Source organism: Marinimicrobium sp. C6131 (assembly GCF_026153455.1).
Classification (GTDB): Bacteria; Pseudomonadota; Gammaproteobacteria; order Pseudomonadales; family Cellvibrionaceae; genus Marinimicrobium.
Genome location: NZ_CP110629.1, coordinates 1047496 through 1067329 on the forward strand (window position 1 = coordinate 1047496; position 19834 = coordinate 1067329).

Consider the following 19834-nt stretch of genomic DNA (forward strand, 5'->3'; position numbering starts at 1 on the left):
GGAGAACTTACTCGCTGACGCTGGCTTTCTCGATCAACACCGGCTCAACCGGAACGTCCTGATGCCCGGCTTTGCTGCCGGTGGGTACCGCCTTGATCTTGTTCACCACGTCCATGCCTTCCACCACCTTACCAAACACGCAGTAGCCCCAGCCCTGCATGGACTTGTCGCGGTGGTTGAGGAAGCTGTTATCCTGAACGTTGATGAAGAACTGAGAGGAGGCGCTGTGCGGGTCATTGGTGCGCGCCATGGCGACGCTGCCCACCGCATTGCCCAGACCGTTGTCGGCTTCGTTTTCAATCGGGGCCCGGGTCGGCTTCTGTTGCATGTCTTCGGTCATGCCGCCGCCCTGGACCATGAAGTTGCTGATCACACGGTGAAAGATGGTGCCATCGTAAAAGCCATCCTGCGCGTACTGCGCGAAATTGGCCGCTGTTTTGGGCGCTTTCTCGTGGTTCAGTTCGATGGTGATGTCGCCATAGGAAGTATGCAGAGTGACCTTGGATGCGGTGCTCATAGTGGAACCCTTATGTTAGGACTAAAAGCCCGCATCTTACCACAAGGCCGTCATCACCAGATAAGCGTTAAGATGCCACCTGCTCAACCATGATAAACTTCGCACAGAATTTTATGCCATAACCACAGGACCCATCATCCGTGACCCCAGGCCGCTTTATCACCGTGGAAGGCACCGAAGGTGTCGGCAAGAGCACCAACCTCAACTTCATCCAACAGTGGCTGGAGGGGCAGGGCCATCGTGTGCTGGTCACCCGTGAACCGGGCGGTACGCCCTTGGCGGAAGAGATACGCAGCCTGCTGCTGGCACCCCGGGACGAGACGGTGGATCCGATGGCGGAGTTACTGATGGTGTTCGCGGCCCGCGCCCAGCACCTGGAGCAGGTGATCAAACCGGCGCTGGCGGCCGGCACTTGGGTACTGTGTGACCGCTTCACGGACTCGACCTACGCCTATCAGGGCGGCGGCCGGGGATTTGATCAGAGCGTCATTGCCCAACTGGAAACCCTGGTACAGGGCGAACTGCGTCCGGACCTGACCGTCATTCTGGATATTGAGGTCGAAAAGGGGTTGGCCCGCGCCAGTCGGCGCAGCGTGCCGGATCGGTTTGAAGGGGAGGCGGTAGCGTTTTTCGAGCGGGTGAGGGCGGTGTATCGGGTGTTGGCCGCCCGGGCACCGAACCGCTACGCGGTGGTCGATGCCGGGCAACCTCTTGAGCGGGTCCAGCAGGCCATCAAACAGGTCTTAATCAACCTGTAGAGTTCTGTATTTTAGAACCGCAGGCCCAACTGCATGGAAGCACCGGCGGTATTTCCATCACCGGTAAAGCCGGCAATATCCACATTCACCACATTGAACGGTGAGAAGCCAACACCCACCGATACGGTGTCTTCCACGTTATCTTCCAGATCGCGCTGGAAGCCCACCCGCAATTGCGCCCAATTGAAAGCGTTCAGCTCGGCGCCGGCGCGAACAAACTGGGTGTCCTGCCCGGTGGCAAAGTTCGGGCTGGTGTTCAGATCGGCGGCAACCTCGGCGGTAAACCAGCTGCCCTCGTAACCAACGGCGGTCGTGGCGCGCGGCTTAATCTCCAGCGTGTCGCCGGGCACAATGGTCTCGTACTCATTGCTGATCAGGTTCGACACCGTCAGGGCGTAGCGCATGTCGCCGCACAGGTAAGTTGCCCCCAGGTCGACGTTCACATCGTCGGTTTCCACGGTGTACTGATCACCGTCGAAATCGTCCTCATCAAAATCGTCCACGGTGGAGGAGTACACAAACGTCATCACGTGCATCCACTTCGGCGTCACCCCCAACAGCAGGCGCGAGTCTTCACCGGTCTCCAGACTCCTGGCCATCGCCAGGCCCACCTCGGACACCGCCGCACCACGGCCCACACCGTAGGACTGCAGACCGGAGGGGTCGAAGTTGGTTTGACCGACAGACTCTTCGATGTATTGGTAATCTTCCTCGTTGATCACTGTTTGCACGGCGGCCTCGACACGAGTTTTACCGACTACCGACAAAGACAGAAGATCATTGGGGATGGCCAGAACAAAACTGCCGCCAGCGCCAATGTTGGCGGTCTTGTCTGCAATATTCTCCAGGCGGCGAATAGCCTCCTGGGCTTCTTCTTCCATCAACTGCCGCGCTTCCTGCTCCGACGCCAGCGGATCATTGGGGTCAAAGCCACCAATCTCGTCGAAGTAGTCATAGGCCGTTTTTTCTTCCAGTTCATCCAGGTAATCAGCCAGATCTTCCAGGCCGTCGATCAGGTCGTCTTCGTCTTCACCCAGCACGCCGCCGTTGAAAACCAGGGCAAAGTCGTCTCGTCCCTCAAACTTGGCGCCCAGACTCGGGTTATAAACCACACCGTCGGCATAACCGCCGGTGGCGTAACCCGCCCCGGACATACCGGTCAAGCGTCCGTTGTAGTAGTCACCGGCAACAGCGACGCCGGAAGCGGCCATCAAGGCCATGCTGAGAAGCGTTTTTTTCATTTTACAAACCTGTGAAGGAGAAACTGAGGGAAACGTAAAAAAATGTTAGTGGTTAAATTGTGACCCATTATATAAGCAGGTGCAATAACCCATTTGGGTGTTATTAGAAAATGGTCTTGATCTTGCCTCGGGGAGAAGCTTTGGCAATAACAGCGGCTAAAAAGCGGGCGGTGACTCACAGTGCACGGGTGAACCGGTCTGCGGATGGCTAAATTCAATTGTGGTGGCGTGCAACAGCAGACGCTCCGAAGCGGCGAGATACCCCGGCGTCGCATACAGATTGTCCCCCAGAATCGGATGCCCCAACGCCTGCATATGCACCCGAAGCTGATGCGACCGCCCGGTCACCGGCTCCAACGCCACCCGCGTCACGTCCGCACCACGCTGCAGAACCCGATAACGCGTCAACGCCTTCTTGCCGTCAGTATAGTCAACTTTCTGTCGGGGTCGATTCGGCCAGTCACAGATCAACGGCAAATCCACCTCCCCCGTATCAGCCTCCACCACACCGCCGACCACCGCCGTATAACGCTTATGCACCGTCCGCTGCTCAAACTGCCGAGCCAGATGCTTCTGCGCCTCATACCCCAGCGGAATCAACACCAACCCCGACGTCGCCTGATCCAGCCGATGCACAATCCGGGCATTAGGGTAGGGCGCCAACAACCGATTGATCAGACAATCCTGCTTCTCCGGCCCACGCCCCGGCACCGTCAACAACCCGGCGGGCTTATTGACCACCAGCAGCGTATCGTCGGCATAGACAATCTCAGGAAGTACCATCGACCCCACCAAAAAAGGCGCCATTGTACCCCAGACGACCCGCACTGAGGTCCGTGGAGGGGAAGCCCTTTCAAGACCGTAAGCGGCGGGAATCCGCGCGTCGAGCCCCCAGGGATGGGTTCACGGCGTGTCTTGAAAGGGCTTCCCCTCCATGGGCCGGACGTGATGGAGCAACCGCTGGGCAACCACCAACCCGAACGCGTACAATACCGCCAAACTTCAACCGAAACCGACGCCCCATGTCCGAACACTTCCCGGCCCTGCCATACCCCTGGCAAAAAGAACCCTGGCAACGCCTCAACCGCCAAATCAGCGAAGGCCAACTGCCACACGCCCTCATGTTCGCCGGCCCCCCAGGCATCGGCAAAGCCCACCTGGCCACCGCACTCGCCCAGCGGCTCCTGTGCCAGACACCCCAGCAAGACACCGCCTGCGGCAAATGCCACAGCTGCGGCCTGCTCAAAGCCCAGACCCACCCCGACCTCACCGTGCTGCAACCGGAAGAGCCAGGCAAAGCCATCAAAATCGACGCTATCCGCGAACTCACCCAGACCCTGGGCACCACCGCCCAACAGGGCGGCTACAAAGTCGTCATCCTAGAGCCGGCCGAAGCCATGAACGCCAACTCCGCCAACGCCCTGCTCAAAACCCTGGAAGAGCCCGCTGACGACACCGTGTTGATCCTCATCAGCCATACCCCCAGCGCCGTGCTGCCCACCATCCGCAGCCGCTGCCAACTGCGCAGCTTCGCCATCCCGCCCCAGGCCCAGGTCCTGAACTGGCTCAACCCCCTGGTCTCCGGCAGCGGCTTCGAACCCGAAGCCCTGCTCGAACTGGGCCGAGGCGCACCCCTGCACGCCCTGGCCCTACTCGAAGGCGACGCCCTCGAACAACGCCGACAGCGCGAAAAAGACTTCATCAGACTCTGCGACCAGCAGCTTACCGCCATCCAGCTCGCCGACCAATGGCAAAAAGGCGACGTCGGCGAAGCCATCGAATGGCTTCTCATCTGGCTCTACGACCTGGCCCGATGGCAAGCCGGCGCCGACGTCTCCACCTTCAAACCGCTGCCGGATCACCTCCAACACCAATTCCAGCGCATCCCCCCGGCGCTTCTACACCGGTACCTGGAAAAACTCCTCACCGTCAAAAGCCAATGGCTCAGCGGCGCCAACCCCAACAAACAGCTACTATTGGAAGAGTTGTTGCTCGATTGGGGTGTCGTGATGCGGCAGGCGATGAGGGCGGCGTAGAATTTGGGTTACGGCGGATGCGCTTCGCTTATCCGCCCTACACGACCTGCCGTAGTATGCGTAGGGCGATGAGATGGTCTCCTCCCCTCCTAATCGGCGTCGCGATGCGCCAAGATAGGGGAGGAATAAGTTCCTATCTGAGATGAGTGGGAGGAGACCATGGCAAAGCTTACAACGATTGGCATTGACCTCGCAAAGAATGAGTTTGCAGTGTACGGACTGGGCCCGAATGGCCAGTGCGGGTGGAGGCGCAAATTGCGCCGCAAGCAACTGCTTAATCAGATGGCAAAGCTGGCCCCTTGCAAGGTAGCCATGGAAGCCTGCGCCAGCGCCCATTACTGGGGGCGCAAGCTACAGGCACTGGGGCACGAAGTGAAGCTGCTGCCGGCCCAGCATGTGAAGGCGTATCTGCGGGGCCAGAAGAACGACTACAACGATGCCCAGGCGATCGCCGAGGCCTGTGAGCACGGACGAATCCGCCCGGTGGCGATCAAGAGTATCGAGCAGCAGGATGAGCAGATGCTGCACAAGCTGCGCCGCAGCGTGATCGCTGAGCGCACCCGGATGGGCAACCGGCTGCGAGGCTTGCTCGCCGAGTACGGTGTCATCATCCCTGAGGGGATAGCGGCCCTGCGCCGGGAACTGCCCCTGGCGCTGGAGGATGCCGAGAACGAGTTGAGCCCACGGGCTCGGCAGTTGCTGCACCGTCAGTATCAGCGCTTCCTGGAGGTAGAAGAGGAGTTGGCCTGGTATGACCAGGAGGTGAAGCGACAGGCCAAAGCCGATGAGGTCTGCCAACGCCTGGATGCGCTGCCGGGTGTTGGCCCGGTGGTAGCCAGCCAGCTCAAAGGCTGGATGGGCGATGGCCAGCAGTTCGGCCGGGGGCGGGATGCCTCGGCGGCACTGGGGGTAATACCGAGACAGAACAGCACCGGTGGCAAGGAGGTCCTTCTGGGGATCAGCAAACGGGGTGATCCCTATGTGCGGGCGCAGGTGATCCACGGAGCTCGGGCGGTGGTGTCACGAGCGGACCAGAAAAGCGACCCGCTCAGCCGCTGGATCCAGCGCATCAAGGCCGAGCGGGGGTTCAACAAAGCCACCGTAGCGCTGGCCAACAAGTTAGTCCGCATGGCCTGGGTGATCATCGCCCGAGGCGAGCGGTACCGGCCGATCGAGGAGCGAATGGCCGGATAAGTTAATCAGGGAGCGAGTGGAATAGACAAACGAGGCGACGTAGATAGTTACGGAGGTAAACCTTCCCTCAGGTTGCGAGGGTCACAGCGATCGATGGCATAACAGGTCAGACCGGCCTGCCGAAAACCTGACTTATCCGAGGGCCCCAAAGGCCGTTAGGGCGATGAGGACGGCAGGCGCGCATCTTCCATCAAGGCCAGAGGCGACAAAGCCGCCTCGTTCAACAGGCCGGATATACGGGAGCCAACCTGTCCCTGACATCGAGCACTGAGACCTTGCAAACGGGGAGGAGACCATATACGGATAAGCGCGAAGCGCGCATCCGCCGTAACCAACCCCAACCAGCGCGACGTATGGCACTGAGGGCTGCGGAGGGGGTGAACCTTTCCAAGACCGTAAGCGGCGGGACTCCGCGCGTCGAGCCCCCCATGGACGCCCCACACGGATGTGGGAAGTGTCCCGGAGCGCCGGGAGCGCGAAGGGGGGCCGGGTTTACGGCGTGTCTTGAAAAGGCTTCCCCCTCCGAGGCCCGGACCCAACTCAAGCACCTTATCTGGACACCAAGGTACGAATCCATTACTGTTTCACCAAAATCCAACACCGGAGCAGAGTATGCACGCACTTGGCGGTGCCCGAAACGGGATACTTTCTCTCACCATCAAAGACAAAGCCGTGCTCTACGCGGCCTACATGCCCTTCGTCAAAAACGGCGGCCTGTTCATCCCCACCGGCAAAAGCTACAAACTGGGCGATGAAGTCTTCATGCTCCTCAACCTCATGGACGAACCCGAAAAAATCCCCGTCGCCGGCAAAGTCGTCTGGGTCACCCCAAAAGGCGCCCAAGGCAACCGCGCCGCCGGCATAGGCGTCCAATTCAGCGACCAGGACAACACCGCCGTCAACAAAATCGAAACCTACCTCGCCGGCTCCCTCGAGTCCGAGAGGCCGACGCATACCATGTAGTGTATGCGTCGAGGTTGGGTTACGGCGGATGCGGCCTCTGGCCTTATCCGCCCTACGCAAACCACGGCCGCTCGCGTAGGGCGGATAAGCGCGAAGCGCGCATCCGCCGTAACGAACTCCAACATACCCAACCACCCGCATTAACCGGCACGACATACCCACCCCTGGTATGCGACAATCCCTCCCCAACATCCATTCACCCGAATTTACGACCGACTGCAATGCTGACCGACTCCCACTGCCACCTCGACCGCATCGACCTCAAACCCTACAACGGCGACCTCGACGCCGCCCTCGACGCCGCCAGAGAGCGGGGCATCCGGCAATTCCTGTGCATCGGCGTCAGCCTCGAAAACCGCGAAACCGTCGTCGACATCGCCCGCCAATACCCCGACGTCTACGCCTCCGTCGGCGTCCACCCCTGCGACGTCGAATCAGGCACCGCCACCGTCGAACAGCTGGTAGAGTGGGGCGGGGCACCCGAAGTCATCTGCCTGGGCGAAACCGGGCTCGACTACCACTATGCCGAGCAGACCAAAGAACTCCAACAGGAAAGCTTCGCCCTGCACCTCAAAGCCGGTGCCCAAGCAGGACTGCCCATCATCGTCCACACCCGCGAAGCCCGGGAAGACACCCTGGCCCTCATCCGCGAACACGGCAGCACCGAACACGCCGGCGTCCTCCACTGCTTCACCGAAACCTGGGACATGGCCAGCCAAGCCCTCGACCTCGGCTACTACATCTCCCTATCCGGCATCGTCACCTTCAACAGCGCCAAAGCCCTGCGCGAAGTGGCCAAACAGATCCCCCTCGACCGCCTGTTGGTCGAAACCGACTCCCCATACCTAGCGCCGGTCCCGCACCGGGGTAAATCCAACGAACCCCAATACGTACGCGAAGTGGCAGAGTTTGTCGCCGATCTCCGGGGAATGCCCGTAGAAAAGCTCGCGGAGCAGACCACCGAGAATTTCCATCGGTTGTTTCCGAAATCTCGAGGTTAGGCAACGGCGGATGCGCCTTCGGCTCCGAGGCGTCGGACCGATCCGCCCTACGCAAACCACGGCAGGTCGTGTAGGGCGGATAAGTGCGAAGCGCGCATCCGCCGCTACCGGGCTCCGTCAACGCTCCAAACAATCAATGTATAATGCCGCCACAAAAACCAACCGGAGACACCTGATGCCCCGCACCCAACAACTGATGATCATGCTCGACCTGCAAGACAGCATGAACACCAAAGTCCACCCGGAATGGCGCTCCCAGCAATTCGAATTCTACCGCGCCATCTGGATCGAATGCGCGGAGCTGCTCGAACACTACGGCTGGAAATGGTGGAAAAAACAGACCCCCGACACCGACCAGGTCGCCCTCGAACTCATCGACATCTGGCACTTCGGCCTCAGCATCCTCCTGCAAAACAGCGACGACCTCGACGCACTGGCCGCCGACATCGACCAACAGCTCAACGTGAGTACCGACGAACCCGACTTCCGCCTCGACCTCGAAGCCTTCGCCGGCGCCACACTGGCCGACCGCGAATTCCACATCGACAAATTCGGCCGCCTCATGGCCGGCGTCGACATGAGCTTCGAAGACCTCTACCGGGGCTATGTCGGCAAAAACGTCCTCAACTTCTTCCGGCAGGACCACGGCTACAAAGACGGCAGCTACCGCAAACACTGGCAGGACGGCCGGGAAGACAACGAGCACCTGGTGGAAGTGGTGCGGGAACTGGATGCGGGGAGTCCCAGCTTCAAAGATGACCTTTACCAGGCGCTGGTAGCGCGGTACCGCCACACATAGAAATACCCACCCAACCCCGTTATCATACGCCCCAACGAAATCCACTCTCTTTATGAAAGGGACCTTACCCGCATGAAAGTTACCGTATTTGGTACCGGCTACGTCGGTCTGGTGCAAGGCGCCATCCTCTCCGAAGTCGGCCATGACGTGGTCTGTGTTGATGTAGACGCCAAAAAGGTCGAGCGCCTTAAAAACGGTGAAATCCCGATTTACGAACCCGGCCTGGAGCCGCTGGTGACCGAAAACTACGCCGCCGGCCGCCTGCATTTCACCACCGACGCGGCCGAGGCCGTCAAACACGGTGACCTGCAATTCATCGCCGTGGGTACTCCGCCGGACGAGGACGGCTCCGCCGACCTCAAATACGTGCTGGCCGTGGCCGAGACCATTGCCACCCACATGGAAAAGCGCCAGGTCATTATCGACAAGTCCACTGTGCCCGTGGGCACCGCCGACAAGGTGAAAACCAAAGTCGCGGAAACCCTGGAAAAGCGCAGCCGCACCGACCTCGAATTTGCCGTGGTGTCCAACCCCGAATTCCTGAAAGAAGGCTCTGCGGTGGCCGACTGCATGAAGCCGGACCGCATTATCATCGGCACCGATGACGACTACGCCGAGGAAATCATGCGCGAGCTGTACGCGCCGTTCAACCGTAACCATGACAAAGTCATGATCATGGACGTGCGCAGCGCCGAGCTGACCAAGTACGCCGCCAACTGCATGCTGGCCACCAAAATCAGCTTTATCAACGAAATTGCCAACCTGGCCGAATTGCTGGGTGCGGATATCGAAGCCGTGCGGCAGGGCATCGGCAGCGACCCGCGCATTGGCTACCAGTTTATCTACCCCGGCGTGGGCTACGGCGGCTCCTGCTTCCCGAAAGACGTCCAGGCCCTGATTCGCACCGCGGACGACATCAACTTTGACGCCAAAGTACTCAAGTCGGTGGAAGCGCGTAACAACGAACAGAAAACCACCCTGTTCCAGAAAATCAACAAACACTACGGCGGCGACCTGAAAGGCAAAACCTTTGCCGTCTGGGGCCTGTCCTTCAAACCCAACACGGACGACATGCGCGAAGCGCCCTCCCGGGTGCTCATGGAAGCCCTCTGGGCCGCCGGCGCGAAAGTGCAGGCCTACGACCCGGAAGCCATGGAGGAAACCCAGCGCATTTACGGCAGCCGTGACGATCTGAGCCTGTGCGGCACCAAAGAAAGCACCCTGAAAGGCGCCGACGCCCTGGTGATCGTGACCGAATGGCAGGCCTTCCGCGCTCCGGATTTTGAGCTGATCAAACAGCAACTGGCCCAGCCGTTGGTGTTCGACGGCCGCAACCTGTTCGATCCGAAGCGGATGGTCAAGAAAGGTTTCACTTATTACTCTGTGGGCCGCCCTTCGTAAATATGACCCAACCCAAATGGTATCTGGTGCAATGCAAACCACGGCATGCGTTTCGGGCCGAGGAGCACCTCGCCAACCAGGGCTTTGAGTGCTTCCTCCCGTCGCACCGGGTCAAGCGTAAACACCGCGACAAATACCGGCTCGTGACCGAGCCGCTATTTCCGCATTACCTCTTCATCCGCCTGGACGACGAGAGCAACTGGGGCGTCATCCGCTCCACCCGCGGCGTCGCCCAGGTGGTGACCTTTAATGGCGTTCCCAAGCCGGTACCCGAAGACATCATCGAGGGGTTGCGGCAACACTGCGCGCTGCTCAACGGCGCCGAGCCGGAACCGCTGTTCAGGGCAGGGGACCGGGTGGTGATCACCAAAGGCGCCTTCCGTGAGCTGGAAGCCGTGGTGTACGCCACCAAAGGGGAGGAGCGCGTCGTCCTGCTGCTCAACCTCCTCAACCAACCCCAACACATCGAAGTCCCCATCGACGCCATCCGGTAACCCGATCACACCACCACCGAGTTTTACATCGCTCGGCGGGTGCCCCACACGGCGGTGGATGGTACTATGGACGCCTGAACCAATAACAACCGCACGGACGTTACTATGCTGATTACCACCTACGCATTCTGGCTACTGCTGGGCATCGCCTTACTGCTCTCCGAGCTGTTTATCCCCGGGCTGATCGCCGCCTTCTTCGGCATTGGCGCGCTACTGGTCGGCCTGCTCACACTACTGGGCATCATCGACACCCTGGTCGCTCAACTGGCCGTCTTCGCCGTGTTCAGCCTCGTGGCCCTGTTCGCCCTGCGCAAACACTTCCACCGCTGGCTACGCGGCGCCGAAGCCGACCGCTCCGCCAAGGACATGGACGACGCGGGCGTCATTGGTTCCCGGGTCAAAGTCCTGACCGACTTCACCGACGGCACCGGCAACGTACAACTCAACGGCGCCAAATGGGACGCCGAATCCCCCGATCCCCTGAAAATGGGTGACACCGCCTGGGTCACCGAACACAAAGGCATTATTTTGGTTGTCAGTGCGAATAAGCCGTAACCATGCGTGACGCGACTCTTTAATCTGATGGAACTGCATAATTCATTACCTTAACCCGGAGAACCACCAATGGAACTTGATATCCCCACAATCATCATGCTGGCCATCGTCGCGCTGGTCATCATCACCCTCGTCAAAACCGTACGCATCGTCCCACAGCGATCCGCCTTCATCGTCGAGCGCCTCGGTAAATACGCCAAAACCCTCGAAGCCGGCTTCCACATCCTGATTCCGTTCGTCGACAAAGTGTCCTACCAGCACACACTGAAAGAAGAAGCCATCGACGTCCCCAGCCAGGCCTGTGTGACCAAAGACAACATTCAGGTCGTCGTCAACGGCGTCATCTACCTGCAGGTCATCGACCCGAAACTCGCCAGCTACGGCATCAGCGACTACCGCTACGCCGGTATCCAACTGGCGCAGACCACCCTGCGTTCAGTGGTCGGTAAAATCGATCTGGACAAAACCTTTGAAGAGCGGGAATCGATCAACGTCCAGGTGGTGCAGGCGCTGGACGAAGCGGCCAAACCCTGGGGCGTGAAAGTCATGCGCTACGAAATTGCCGACATCGAACTGCCCGCCACCATCCTCGACGCGCTGGAAAAACAGATGCGCGCCGAGCGTGAACGCCGCGCCACCGTCGCCGAATCCGAAGGCGAACGTCAGGCAAAAATCAACGTGTCAGAAGGGCAGAAGCAGGAAACCATCAACCTGTCCGAAGCCGAAAAGCTGCGTCAGATCAACGAAGCCGAAGGTAAAGCGCGGGAAATTGAAATGATCGCCACCGCCACCGCGGAAGGTATTCGCCGCGTCGCCGAAGCCATCAACCTGGAAGGCGGCAAAGATGCTGTGAACTTGAGAGTTGCGGAACAGTACGTACGTGAGTTCGGCAAGCTGGCGAAAGAAAACAATACCATGATTCTCCCCGCCGAATTCGCAGACATCGGCGGCGCCGTCGCCGCCATCACCCGGACATTGGAGTCCGCCAAGAAATAATGGATGTCCCGCTGGGAGGGTTGCGTAGGGCGGATAAGGCCGAAGGCCGCATCCGCCGTAAATACACGTGACGCACGGTAACGGCGGATGCGCTTCGCTTATCCGCCCTACGCGGACAATGCCGTACGCCGCCCGCCCAACACAACTACGCCAAATACCCCCGATCCGCCATAAACTGAATCACCCGCTCGGCGGCCTCATCGGCGGAAATATCCGTGGTATTCAACACACACTCCGCATTCACCGGCGGCTCATAAGGCGAATCAATCCCGGTAAAGTTCTTCAACTCCCCCTTACGCGCTTTGCGATACAAGCCTTTCACATCCCGTTGTTCGGCCACCTCCAGCGGCGTATTCACATACACCTCCACAAACTCATTGGCCTCCAGCAAGTGACGGGCCATATCCCGCTCGGAGCGGAAGGGCGAAATGAACGCGGTAATCACAATCAACCCCGCATCCACCATCAGTTTGGCCACCTCCGCAATGCGGCGGATGTTCTCCACCCGGTCCGCATCGGTAAAGCCCAGGTCCTTGTTCAGACCGTGACGGACGTTATCGCCGTCCAGCAGATAGGTGTGATGACCGCGCGCATACAGCTTCTTCTCCACCAGGTTGGCAATCGTGGACTTGCCCGCGCCGGACAAACCGGTCAGCCAGAGCACACAGGGCTTCTGGTTCTTCAGTTGCTGACGCGCCTGCTTGTTCACATCCACATGCTGAACGGTAATGTTCTGGCTGCGCCGCAGGGAGAAGTGAATCATGCCCGCGCCCATGGTGTTATAGCTCAGGCGATCGATCAGAATGAAACCACCGGTATCGTGGTTGTCCTTGTAGGCATCAAAGGCGATGTCCTGGTCCAGGTTGATGGTGCACACCCCGATGCCGTTCAGCGCCAGGTTCTTGGCCGCAGTGTGCTCCAGGGTGTTCACATTCACCTGATACTTGATGTCGGTAATGGTGGCCGATACGGTTTTGGTGCCGATTTTCATCAGATAGGTACGGCCCGGCAACATCGGGTCGTCATTCATCCAGACGATGGTCACCTCGAACTGATTGGCGACGGAGGCGGGGGTGTCAGACGCACAGAGCAGATCGCCCCGGGAGATATCGATCTCATCGGTCAGGGTCAGAGTTACCGATTGCCCGGCCACGGCCTCGTCCAGATCACCGTCGAGCGTGTAAATGCGCTCCACGTAACTCTCACGACCGGAGGGCAGGGTGCGTATTTTATCGCCCGGGTGAATGACCCCACTGGCGAGCTGTCCGGAAAAACCCCGGAAATCCAGATTGGGCCGGTTCACCCACTGCACCGCCATGCGGAAGGGCGATGCCTGCATCAGTTCATCATCCACCTCCACCGTTTCGAGGTAACCCATCAGGGTCGTACCCCGATACCAGGGCATCCGCTCACTGCGTTCGATAATATTGTCGCCCCGAAGCGCGGACATCGGAATGAAAGTGATATTTTCCAGACCAATCTGCTTGGCGAACTCACGGTATTCCTCAACGATGCGATTAAACGTTCTTTCCGAGTAATCCATCAGGTCCATCTTGTTGACGGCGACCACCACATGGCGAATGCCGATCAGTGCCGCCAAGTAACTGTGGCGTTTGGTCTGGGTCAGAATGCCTTTGCGGGCATCGACCATCAGAATCGCCGCATCGGCGGTGGACGCGCCGGTCACCATATTGCGGGTGTACTGCTCATGCCCCGGTGTGTCGGCAACAATGAACTTGCGTCGGTCGGTGGAGAAAAACCGGTAGGCCACATCGATGGTGATACCTTGCTCGCGCTCGGCGGCCAGGCCATCCACCAGCAGGGCAAAGTCCAGCTCCTCACCTTGGGTACCCCAACGGGCGGAGTCCGCCTCCACGGCGGCGAGCTGGTCTTCAAACAGCATCTTGGATTCAAACAGCAGACGCCCGATCAGCGTACTTTTGCCATCGTCCACACTGCCGCAGGTAATAAAACGCAGCAGGCTCTTGTGCTCGTGCTGCTCCAGATATTCGTTAATGTCTTCCGCGATCAAACTCGATTGGTGGCTCATAATCTTGTCCTGTGAATCTCTTTTGGCATCGGCGGATGCGGGTTTAATCGCTGCGCTCGACCCCTACGCAAATTTGGATGCTGAGGTCCGGGAAGGGAAACCCCTTTCAAGACCGTAAGCGGCGGGAGTCCGCGAGGCGAGCCCCTATGGACGCCCCACATGGATGTGGGAAGTGTCCCGAAGCGCCGGGAGCGCGAAGGGGACCGGGTTTACGGCGTGTCTTGAAAGGGGTTTCCCTTCCCGGACCGGACGTGATGTCACACCAGGCTCGCCAAAACCCAACCCAAACATTGCTCAAAAATACCCTTCCTGCTTCTTCTTCTCCATCGACGCGGAAGAATCATGGTCAATCATCCGCCCCTGACGCTCGGAAGTGCGGGTCAACAACATCTCCTGAATAATGTCCGGCAACGTATCCGCCTCGGACTCCACCGCGCCGGTCAACGGATAACAACCCAAGGTCCGGAAGCGCACCTTCTTCATCATCGGCACCTCGCCCGGGTTCAACGGCATGCGGTCATCGTCCACCATGATCAGCGTACCGTCGCGCTCCACCACCGGGCGCTCGGCGGAATAATACAGAGGCACAATCGGAATCTGCTCCAGGTGGATGTACTGCCAGATATCCAGCTCCGTCCAGTTCGACAGCGGGAACACACGAATGGACTCTTTCGGGTGTTTTCTGGCGTTGTACAGCTTCCAGATTTCCGGGCGCTGGTTCTTCGGATCCCACCGGTGGTTGGCGGTGCGGAACGAGAAAATCCGCTCCTTCGCGCGGGACTTTTCCTCATCCCGGCGCGCGCCCCCAAATGCCGCGTCGAACCCGTACTTGGTCAACGCCTGCTTGAGCGCCTCGGTTTTCATGATGTCGGTATGAATGGCCGAGCCATGAGTAAAGGGGTTGATGCCTTGCGCGCGGCCTTCTTCGTTGACGTGGACAATCAGCTTCATGCCGGTTTCCTTCGCCATGCGCGCGCGGAACTTATACATCTCCTGAAACTTCCAGGTGGTATCCACGTGCAGCAGAGGGAAGGGCGGAATGGACGGCGCGAAGGCCTTCATCGCCAGGTGCAGCATTACGGCACTGTCCTTACCGATGGAGTACAGCATCACCGGATTCTCCGTTTCCGCGACCACTTCGCGCATAATCTGAATGCTCTCGGCTTCCAGCCGCTGAAGATGTGTGAGTGCCATAGGATTCCTCTTTGATGGTGTTTGCAATGCTGAATGGTCGGCGTCGACCGGTGACTGTTTGACGGCCTGGGGATGTTGTTTCGACGTGGGTGTCGGTGGATGACGGCCTTCGGCCTTATGCCACCCTACGGGACTTGAGCCGATAGAATCGCTATCCTGGGGTTGTGAACTCTCCCCGGCACCCTCGGGATTAGACGTGTCCATTGCAGGTTGGGCGGGCCAATGGGGTGTGGTTAATAATTGAACGGATCGTTCGCCCGTCAGCCAAGGTTTCAATGGCTCGTGCCGGCTCAAATCCACCGATTGAAGCACAAGCACCGCCTCGGTACCCAGGGTCTGTTCCAGGCGATCGAGAAACGTCGCAATATCATCGGCACGAGGCGGGGTAGGGAGGGCGGACCACAACAACTGGCCGCGACCGTCCCGGGCATAGAGTTGATAACCGCGCAGTGGCTTACCGTCATAGTCGCCCCGAATCGAGCGAATCCCCCCGGTCAACACCTTCCGCCGCCCGGCCTCCACCGCACGCTCGGCCAGCACCTTATCCAGCACCTCACGGGAAGGCCCGTCAGCGACGCTCAACCCCCACCGCTCCATATACCGCCCGGCACTGCGCCCGGTAACCTCAATCCCCCGGTCTTCCAGAAACCCGCTTACAGCCCGAAGACTCCAGAGTTCACTCCCATTGCCCGGCGTAGGGCGGATAAGCGCAAAGCGCGCATCCGCCGTTGCAGGACTTGCAGCATCTGCCGCTCCTGAGCTCTCGGCTTCCGAAACCCCTGGGTCTACAACGTTCAACTGAGCCTCTCCCGCACGCTCGGATCCAGGACGATCAGACGCTTCACGCCCTTTACGCCCCCGAGCCTTCGTCTCCACCGCCGCCCAACCCCCGGCCACAAACCGCTTGTAAGCGTCCGTAATAGTCGGTCGAGTTAACCCCGTCAACTCACTGATTTCCTTATAAGTTTTCTGCTCAATCCGCAGCCGCACCGCCTGCTTACGCAGCCGGTTCAAGTCCTCCGGAGAAAGCCGTTTACCACCCATAACCCAACCATCAGTGATCAGAAAACACCCAGATTACCCAACAATCACGCCAATGTAAAACATTTAGTGTCCTGAAAATCAAAGGGGTCAGAGTCGTTTGATTTACTTGGTATCAAACGACTCTGACCCCTTTGGTTCTCGGAAGCCCCAAAAAACGTGACCTAAATCACACAACCCCACCTTTGTAGTCAATCTCCTACAAAACCCACCCACAATCTCCTATTTCCCGCGCCACCGGACCCATGGAGAATACACATCACAGGGAAGCGAAAGGAAACACGCCCCGCCAGGAACGGCAAAGGAACCTCAGGCAGGACGCCAACAGGACGAGCACTGACATGACGTCACAGGAAGCGGCTCAGAGGGTAGGGGAATCAGGAAGTGCAGCCCGCCTGCACAGCTCAGGACGAGCAAACGCACGGTCCGTCGCGTCAGGCATCAGACCGTCACCATCAAGGGCCAGCGCCCCGCGCTGGCCCTTGTCTTATATGGTGGGACTTACTAAAAACTGAGAACACCAATGGACTACCCAAAATTCCAACACCACGGCGGCGCCGACGGCGTCACCGGCAGCTGCCACCGCTACATCGCCGGCCCAGACCACGCCGTACTCATAGACTGCGGCCTCTTCCAGGGCCAGGACGCCGACCACATCGACAGCCTCGAACAACACCAGATCCACTTCGACCTCAGCGCCGTCTTCGCCCTCATCATCACCCACGTCCATATCGACCACATCGGCCGCCTGCCATACCTCATGGCCGCCGGATTCAAAGGCCCCATCTACTGCTCGGAACCCTCCGCCAAACTGCTCCCGCTGGTCATCGAAGACGCCCTCAAAATCGGCTTCACCCGGGACGCGCGGCTGATCAACCAATTCCTCGATACCGTCAACCAACAGCTCAAACCGCTTCCATATCGGCAATGGCACACCATACTGGACGACGAGCAACGCAAAATCCGCATCAAACTCCAGCGCGCTGGCCACATCCTCGGCTCCGCCTACGTTGAAGTCGACCAGCTCGACAAACCCTCCGGGCAAAGCCACCGCACCGTCTTCTCGGGGGACCTGGGCGCGCCTTACGCGCCGCTGTTGCCGGCACCCAGGTCCCCCTACAAAGCCGACACCCTGATCATCGAAAGCACCTATGGCAATCGCATCCACGAAAGCCGCAAGGATCGGCGCCTCAAGCTCAAAGCCGCCATTGAACACGCCCTGAAAAACGACGGCACCGTGATCATACCGGCCTTCAGCATCGGCCGAACCCAGGAGCTGCTCTATGAGCTGGAAGACCTGATCTACCGGGGAGGGGAAACCTGGCAAAAAATGGAAATCATCGTCGACTCACCCCTCGCCGCCAAATTCACCCAGGTGTATCGAGAGCTAAAACCCTTCTGGGACGCCGAAGCCCAGAAGCGGCTCAAGGCCGGTCGTCACCCGTTGAGTTTTGACAACCTCTACACCGTCAACAGCCACGAAGAACACCTGCAGACCGTGGACTACCTCGCCAAAACCGGCCGCCCGGCCATCGTCCTGGCCGCGAGCGGCATGGCCGCCGGGGGCAGGGTGGTGAACTACCTCAAAGCCATGCTGGGAGATGAGCGCCACCAGGTCCTGTTCGTCGGCTACCAGGCCCACGGCACCCCCGGTCGCACCATCCAGCAATACGGCCCCACCCACGGCTGGGTCGAACTCGACGGCGAGCGCCGCACCATCCGGGCGGGTGTCACCACCATCGGCGGCTACTCAGCCCACGCAGACCAGAATGACCTGGTGCATTTTGTAAAACGGATGAAGCAATGGCCCAGCACCATCCGCTTGGTCCACGGCGACCGGGAAGCAAGGGAAACGCTAAAGGAAAAATACCAGGCACTGGGCGAATCCCGTCACCACCACTTCAACATCCTTCTACCCACCAACGACTAATCAAAGGGGTCAGAGTCATTTGAATTTTACAAGGAGGAAATCATGCCAAGACGGCCACGTCCCTATTTGCCAGGGTACCCGCAACACGTTATTCAACGGGGCAACAACCGAAGCGCTTGTTTCGCAGATGAAAAAGACTACAAGGTCTATTTAAAGTATTTGCGGGAAGCGGCCGAACAGTGTCAGGTGGCCCTACACGCTTACGTTTTGATGAGCAATCACGTTCACCTGCTGCTCACGCCCTCAGATGAGTCTGGTGTCGCTCGAATGATGCAAGCTTTGGGGCGACGATATGTGCAGTACTTCAACAAAAGCTACGAACGCACCGGGACGTTGTGGGAGGGGCGGTACCGATCAACCTTGGTCGACTCCGAAAGTTACTTGCTTGCAGCGTACCGATATATAGAACTCAACCCCGTGCGGGCAGGCATGGTAGATCACCCATCAGAATACCCTTGGTCGAGCTACGCCCATAATGCTGTGGGGCGTACAGACGCCCGAATTACGCCTCATCCGGGCTATGAAGCGTTGGGTGCTCACCCGAAAAGGAGGCAAGAGGCTTACCGGGCCCTGTTCGAAGAAATATTGCCGAAATCCGATGTTCAGAAAATAACCGAAGCCACCGAACGAGCTTGGGTATTGGGCAGTGAACGTTTCAAACGAGACTTCGAGCGACGAACAGGGCGCCCCGCCGCAGCTCGGCCGAAGGGCGGTGACCGCAAATCAGCCGACTGGAAGAAAACCAAAGGGGTCAGAGTCGTTTGATTCTGGCCTGAGAGTAAATAATCAAACGACTCTGACCCCTTTGATCCCCAAAGCCGACAACTTCCCCCAGACCGGAAACCTACACACAGATCTCCGTTTCCTCCTGGCTCAACTCTTCCAGCGTCTCGATCGTCCCGTCGGGCGAGACCTGAATCAGATTCTCTCCGCGTACCAGACACTGCGAGTCCCACGCCACATGAACGATATAACCCTCGTCGTTCGCCTCAAAGGCCAGCGGCGTCAGTACGCTTAAGTTTGGAGTGTGAGTCAAATACACAAACAGCTCCGCCTCGGTATCAATGTCGCCAAAAAATTCCAGTAACAGCGCGTCGGAATCAATAACGGTCGCGTCAAAACCGGTTAAAGACACCGCATAAACCGGGCAGTACATGGGGCGACACTGAGCACCAAAACCGGTATCAAGAACCGTGGTCTCCTCAAGAATGGCTTTCTGAGTATCATCCAGAGCCTCATAGGTTGACTCATCAAAGGTCATCAACCGCTCAAATTCATCGCTCCCCAGCCCGGGAATCGCACCCAGACGAATCTCCCAATAGTCCACGGGTTGGGCGAGATCGAAATCCTCGGCCGAGTACTCCCCGGAGAAGGTGGTTTCCGGAATTGAAAGCGTTTGTCGAGGGTTCTCCGGTGAAGGTTGGTCATCGCCGGAGCAGGCGACCAGGGACAGGCTGATGGCGAGCAGTAATGTACGAGTCATGGGCATTTCCCTATAGTAGTGAGTGAACACAGGTACACGGGTAGCGTAGCCAAGGAAAATGTAGGACTGTGTAAGGTTTTGTTCGGAAACTGTGTGCCAGCCGGCTCGCTGGTCTGCTCAGGCCGCAGACGTAAGCCGCCTGAATCACCATGAACACGACGAGCCCGGGGAGGGCAAGCAG

At 59.0% G+C, this 19834-nt stretch carries 18 protein-coding genes and 1 pseudogene; 12 read left to right on the top strand and 7 right to left on the bottom strand.

Annotation, left to right across the window (positions count from 1 at the left end; translation table 11 throughout):
- Positions 1 to 7 precede the first annotated feature (7 nt).
- Entirely contained in the window at positions 8 to 517 is a 510-nt protein-coding gene (locus OOT55_RS04400; RefSeq protein ID WP_265367930.1) for a peptidylprolyl isomerase, read from the bottom strand.
- 140 nt (positions 518 to 657) lie between these two features.
- Here OOT55_RS04400 and tmk point away from each other — a divergent pair, with 140 nt between their 5' ends.
- Complete coding sequence (gene tmk, locus OOT55_RS04405) at positions 658 to 1275, top strand: dTMP kinase (RefSeq protein ID WP_265367931.1); 618 nt, start codon at positions 658 to 660, stop codon at positions 1273 to 1275.
- Positions 1276 to 1286: 11 nt separating this feature from the next.
- Here tmk and traF read toward each other — a convergent pair whose 3' ends face one another.
- Both traF and OOT55_RS04415 read right to left on the bottom strand, forming a co-directional pair.
- The gene (traF, locus tag OOT55_RS04410) at positions 1287 to 2516 is read right to left on the bottom strand and encodes a conjugal transfer protein TraF (RefSeq protein ID WP_265367932.1); all 1230 of its coding nucleotides are present in this window, start codon (positions 2514 to 2516) and stop codon (positions 1287 to 1289) included.
- A 156-nt stretch (positions 2517 to 2672) separates the two neighbouring features.
- On the bottom strand, positions 2673 to 3299 hold the full coding sequence (locus OOT55_RS04415; protein WP_265367933.1) for an RluA family pseudouridine synthase: 627 nt from the start codon (positions 3297 to 3299) through the stop codon (positions 2673 to 2675).
- Positions 3300 to 3538: 239 nt separating this feature from the next.
- Between OOT55_RS04415 and OOT55_RS04420 the strand changes: the two genes are divergently transcribed.
- From OOT55_RS04420 to OOT55_RS04460, 9 genes are all read left to right on the top strand, one after another.
- A complete protein-coding gene (locus OOT55_RS04420; protein WP_265367934.1) occupies positions 3539 to 4552 on the top strand; it encodes a DNA polymerase III subunit delta' in 1014 nt (337 codons plus the stop codon).
- A gap of 159 nt (positions 4553 to 4711) precedes the next feature.
- The gene (locus tag OOT55_RS04425) at positions 4712 to 5746 is read left to right on the top strand and encodes an IS110 family transposase (protein ID WP_265365857.1); all 1035 of its coding nucleotides are present in this window, start codon (positions 4712 to 4714) and stop codon (positions 5744 to 5746) included.
- Positions 5747 to 6358: 612 nt separating this feature from the next.
- Positions 6359 to 6709, top strand: a complete 351-nt coding sequence (locus OOT55_RS04430; RefSeq protein WP_024460045.1) for a PilZ domain-containing protein — start codon at positions 6359 to 6361, stop codon at positions 6707 to 6709.
- Between the two features lie 221 nt (positions 6710 to 6930).
- Positions 6931 to 7710: a TatD family hydrolase gene (locus OOT55_RS04435; protein ID WP_265367935.1), complete on the top strand. Its 780-nt coding sequence runs from the start codon at positions 6931 to 6933 to the stop codon at positions 7708 to 7710.
- Between the two features lie 175 nt (positions 7711 to 7885).
- The gene (locus tag OOT55_RS04440; RefSeq protein WP_265367936.1) at positions 7886 to 8509 is read left to right on the top strand and encodes a dUTP diphosphatase; all 624 of its coding nucleotides are present in this window, start codon (positions 7886 to 7888) and stop codon (positions 8507 to 8509) included.
- 72 nt (positions 8510 to 8581) lie between these two features.
- Positions 8582 to 9910 carry a UDP-glucose dehydrogenase family protein gene (locus OOT55_RS04445; RefSeq protein WP_265367937.1) on the top strand — a complete coding sequence of 443 codons (1329 nt, stop codon included), beginning with the start codon at positions 8582 to 8584 and terminating at the stop codon, positions 9908 to 9910.
- Between the two features lie 2 nt (positions 9911 to 9912).
- Positions 9913 to 10404 carry a transcription/translation regulatory transformer protein RfaH gene (gene rfaH / locus OOT55_RS04450; protein WP_265367938.1) on the top strand — a complete coding sequence of 164 codons (492 nt, stop codon included), beginning with the start codon at positions 9913 to 9915 and terminating at the stop codon, positions 10402 to 10404.
- A gap of 105 nt (positions 10405 to 10509) precedes the next feature.
- Positions 10510 to 10959, top strand: coding sequence for an NfeD family protein (locus tag OOT55_RS04455; RefSeq protein WP_265367939.1), 450 nt, complete (start codon positions 10510 to 10512; stop codon positions 10957 to 10959).
- Positions 10960 to 11028: 69 nt separating this feature from the next.
- The gene (locus OOT55_RS04460) at positions 11029 to 11955 is read left to right on the top strand and encodes an SPFH domain-containing protein (protein WP_265367940.1); all 927 of its coding nucleotides are present in this window, start codon (positions 11029 to 11031) and stop codon (positions 11953 to 11955) included.
- Positions 11956 to 12100: 145 nt separating this feature from the next.
- Here OOT55_RS04460 and cysN read toward each other — a convergent pair whose 3' ends face one another.
- The 3 genes and pseudogenes from cysN to OOT55_RS17825 all read right to left on the bottom strand — a co-directional run.
- Entirely contained in the window at positions 12101 to 14005 is a 1905-nt protein-coding gene (gene cysN, locus OOT55_RS04465) for a sulfate adenylyltransferase subunit CysN (protein WP_265367941.1), read from the bottom strand.
- Positions 14006 to 14299: 294 nt separating this feature from the next.
- Entirely contained in the window at positions 14300 to 15796 is a 1497-nt protein-coding gene (cysD, locus tag OOT55_RS17765) for a sulfate adenylyltransferase subunit CysD (RefSeq protein ID WP_416140994.1), read from the bottom strand.
- 264 nt (positions 15797 to 16060) lie between these two features.
- Positions 16061 to 16243: pseudogene (locus OOT55_RS17825) on the bottom strand (helix-turn-helix domain-containing protein); the annotation flags it as partial.
- Positions 16244 to 16763: 520 nt separating this feature from the next.
- Here OOT55_RS17825 and OOT55_RS04475 point away from each other — a divergent pair.
- Both OOT55_RS04475 and OOT55_RS04480 read left to right on the top strand, forming a co-directional pair.
- A complete protein-coding gene (locus OOT55_RS04475) occupies positions 16764 to 18170 on the top strand; it encodes an MBL fold metallo-hydrolase RNA specificity domain-containing protein (protein WP_265367942.1) in 1407 nt (468 codons plus the stop codon).
- A gap of 42 nt (positions 18171 to 18212) precedes the next feature.
- Positions 18213 to 18935 carry a transposase gene (locus OOT55_RS04480; RefSeq protein WP_265367943.1) on the top strand — a complete coding sequence of 241 codons (723 nt, stop codon included), beginning with the start codon at positions 18213 to 18215 and terminating at the stop codon, positions 18933 to 18935.
- Positions 18936 to 19014: 79 nt separating this feature from the next.
- On the opposite strand, the gene OOT55_RS04485 is transcribed toward OOT55_RS04480, so the two are convergent.
- Entirely contained in the window at positions 19015 to 19653 is a 639-nt protein-coding gene (locus OOT55_RS04485) for a hypothetical protein (protein WP_265367944.1), read from the bottom strand.
- Positions 19654 to 19834: the final 181 nt, after the last annotated feature.